The sequence below is a fragment of the Leifsonia sp. KNZ12-8B genome (genome assembly GCF_056755495.1).
On sequence record NZ_JBPGXM010000260.1, the window covers coordinates 1 to 426 of the forward strand.

1 protein-coding gene is annotated in these 426 nt (G+C 82.2%); it reads left to right on the forward strand.

What is annotated here, in order from left to right:
* Positions 1 to 148: 148 nt before the first annotated feature.
* The coding region (locus tag ACR9ZG_RS18940; protein WP_481286390.1) for an alpha/beta hydrolase family protein at positions 149 to 426 on the forward strand (278 nt) is incomplete at its 3' end.

Below are 426 nucleotides of genomic sequence, written 5' to 3' on the forward strand. Positions count from 1 at the left end.
GGCCTCATCCCCTCCACTCCGCACGACCTCCGCTAGCGGCGCGGGGGGGGGGGGGGGGGGGGGGGGGGGGGGGGGCGGGGGGGGCGGCGGGCCGCGCGGCGGGCGGGGGCGGCCCCACCCGCCGCGGGGGCGGGTTGCGGGGCGGCGGGTGGCCCCGCGCCCGCCGCAGCTGGACGCCGCCTGGCTGGAGACGGCCGCCGCGGTCCGGGAGGCCGTCGGCGACCTCCCGCTGATCGTCGGCGGCCGCAGCGCCGGAGCCCGGGTCGCCTGCCGCACGGCGACGGAGGTGGGTGCGGTCGGAGTGGTCTGCCTCGCCTTCCCCCTCCACCCACCCGGACGGCCGGAGAAGTCCCGCCTGGAGGAACTGCTCACGCCGGACGTGCCCGTGCTGGTGCTGCAGGGCGACCGCGACACGTTCGGCACGGC